Origin of the sequence: Mesorhizobium sp. M2A.F.Ca.ET.037.01.1.1 (genome assembly GCF_003998075.1) — a bacterium.
GTDB lineage: Bacteria > Pseudomonadota > Alphaproteobacteria > Rhizobiales > Rhizobiaceae > Mesorhizobium.
Window position 1 is genome coordinate 1 of sequence record NZ_RZSA01000922.1, and the last position, 2,585, is coordinate 2,585.

General features: G+C 64.3%; 3 protein-coding genes. All 3 read right to left on the reverse strand.

Going from position 1 to position 2,585, the window contains the following annotated elements; translation table 11 throughout:
- On the reverse strand, positions 1 to 614 hold a 614-nt coding region (locus tag EOA27_RS31350; protein WP_145970655.1), incomplete at its 3' end, for a thiamine pyrophosphate-dependent dehydrogenase E1 component subunit alpha.
- Positions 615 to 616: 2 nt separating this feature from the next.
- Positions 617 to 1,945, reverse strand: coding sequence for an NAD(P)H-dependent oxidoreductase (locus EOA27_RS31355; protein ID WP_126082921.1), 1,329 nt, complete (start codon positions 1,943 to 1,945; stop codon positions 617 to 619).
- A 244-nt stretch (positions 1,946 to 2,189) separates the two neighbouring features.
- Positions 2,190 to 2,585 (reverse strand): YbaK/EbsC family protein (locus tag EOA27_RS31360; RefSeq protein WP_145970656.1); only part of this gene is annotated, 396 nt, incomplete at its 5' end.

Sequence of the window (2,585 nt, forward strand, 5' to 3'; positions counted from 1 at the left end):
GTCGAGCGCGCCGTCGAGGTCGACATGCCGTAGCCATTGTTCTCGCACACGAAGATCACCGGCAGCTTCCAGATCGCCGCCATGTTCAAGGCCTCGTGGAAGGCGCCCTCATTGTTGGCGCCGTCGCCGAAGAAGGAGACGACCACCTTGCCGGTCTTCATCCTCTTGGATGAAAGCGCTGCGCCCACGGCAATCGGAATGCCGCCGGCAACGATCCCATTGGCGCCGAGATTGCCCTTGGCGACATCGGCGATGTGCATGGAGCCGCCCCTGCCCTTGCAATAGCCGGTGGTCTTGCCGAAGAACTCGGCGAACATGCGGCTGACCTCCGCGCCCTTGGCGATGCAATGGCCGTGGCCGCGATGCGTCGAGGTGATCTGGTCATCCTCGGCGAGCGGCATGCAGATGCCCATGGCGCTCGCTTCCTGCCCGATCGACAGGTGCATGGTGCCGTGGATGAGGCCGCGCATGTAGCACTCTTCCGCGCCCTCTTCGAAGCGGCGGATGAGGTACATCTTGTGAAGCACCTGTCTCAGTTGCTCTGGACGGTACTGGCGATAGACGAAAGGCAGGTTGGCCCGGCTATCCACGACGGCTTTGCTGGCTCCGGCCATGATCACGCCTCCACGGTTCCGTAGACGAGCTTGTCCTGGCGGGCGCGCAGATCGGCGATCTTCGAGCCCGGCGCGGGCGCGGCATTGGCATAGGTGATGAGCTCGCCCTTCTTGATGGGCGCCGTCACGGAGCCGCCCTGCAGCAGGCCGCAGGGGATCGCGCGCGCCGCATGGGCTTCCGGCGCCGTCATGATCCAGGCGCGGTAGCAATATTCGCCGATGGCATCGAGCTTGTCGCCGGGCTTCAGGTCCTTCTTGGCGACCGCGCAGACCTCGGCCACGGGCTTTGCCAGCGGCACCATGTCGGCCTTGCCGTAGAGCACGACGCGGGCGCAGGTCAGCGGCACTTCCAGCGAGGTCAGGTGATAGGGGCGATGGAAGGTGAAATACGGGCCCTTGCCCATCTTCAGGTCTTCCATGCGCTCCGAGATGCGCGGATGCGACATGTCGGCCACGACGAAGACGCCCGGCGCGACGCCCTTGCCGATCGAATAGTCGACGACGCCGACCTTCGACAGCACGCCGCCGTCCTTCTCAGGCACCAGCACCTTCGACAATTCGCCGAGCGTGGCCGCCGGGCCGTGCATCCCGGGCTTGTCGGGAACCAGCCCAGTCGCGTTGGCGATCGCCGCCATCTCGACCATTGTCTTCGAACCATCGACGAATTCGACCAGCATGCGCACATTCATGTGCCGGCGCTTCGCCTCCTCCTCATAGTCCGGAGGCGTGGCGTCGATGTTGAGCGGGTTGTTCTTGCCCTTGCCCGCGGCAACGATCGGGTGGCCCATAGCGGAGACGAACTCGATCAGCTCCATGCAGGAAGACGGCTCGTCGCCGGCGCCCAGGGAATAGGTGACGCCAAGCCGGTCGGCCTCGGCCTTGAGATAGGCGCCGATGGTGACGTCCGCCTCGACATTCATCATCACCAGGTGCTTGCCATGCTCCATGGCGCGCAGGCCGATCTCGGCGCCGACGGCCGGAACGCCGGTCGCGTCGATCACGACGTCGATGAGGTCATTGCCGATGACAAGGCTGGAATCGTTGGTGACGGCGATCTTGCCCGCTTCCATGGCAGCGGTCATGGCCGACGCGTTCGACACTTCCCGCGCATGGCCGGTTTCCTGGAAGGCGATATCGACGGCCTTGCTGGCCGCCGGCAGGTTGAGTTCGGAAATGGCGCCGATCTCGATGCCGGACATATGGGCGACGCGGGTAACGATGTCGGTTCCCATTTCGCCTGAGCCGATTAGGCCGATGCGGATGGGCTTGCCGGACTTGCCGCGTTCCTCGAGATCCCGGGCAAGGCCCGTCAACGAAATATTGGAAGCCATGCCGCTTATTCCTCCCATATCGCATGCTGTCTGATTGCTTGACGGGTATTGAACATATGTATTTCTGTCAAGACTAATGTCCAAATCTTTGGCCGTTAGTCGACGCTTTTCGGATTGGTCGAGGCGCGGCCGCGAAAGGCATGGACCATGAGCGCCGCCATCAACCCAATGCGAGCGTGCGCCTGCGGCCGAATGCCGGCGAAGGCGCTCGACGGACCGCAAGGAGATATCTAGGCGGTAATTGTTACTGGCAAACGTCGACCCATATGGCGCCGACCAGATCGGCCATGCGCTGCGGCGTGATGCGGACAGCGGCGTTGGTGGCGCCGGCAGCGGGGACGACCTCGTCGAAGGCCTTGAGCGACAGATCGCAATAAACGGGAAGCGGCGCCAGCAGGCCAAACGGACAGACGCCGCCCGGCGGATGGCTGGTGACGGCCAGCACCTCCTCGCCGCCCAACATGCGCGGCTTGCCGCCCATCCTGTCCTTGAACTTGCGGTTGTCGAGCCTGACGACGCCGCTGGTGACGACCAGCATGGTCTCGTCGCCGACGCGCAGGCAGATCGTCTTGGCGATCTGCGCGGGCATCACGCCATGGGCTTCCGCCGCCAGCGCCACGGTGGCCGAACTGGCCTCGGT

Bases quoted from the DNA above. Each gene is read 5' to 3' on its own strand.
- EOA27_RS31355 (WP_126082921.1), bottom strand. From the start codon at position 1,945: ATGGCTTCCAATATTTCGTTGACGGGCCTTGCCCGGGATCTCGAGGAA.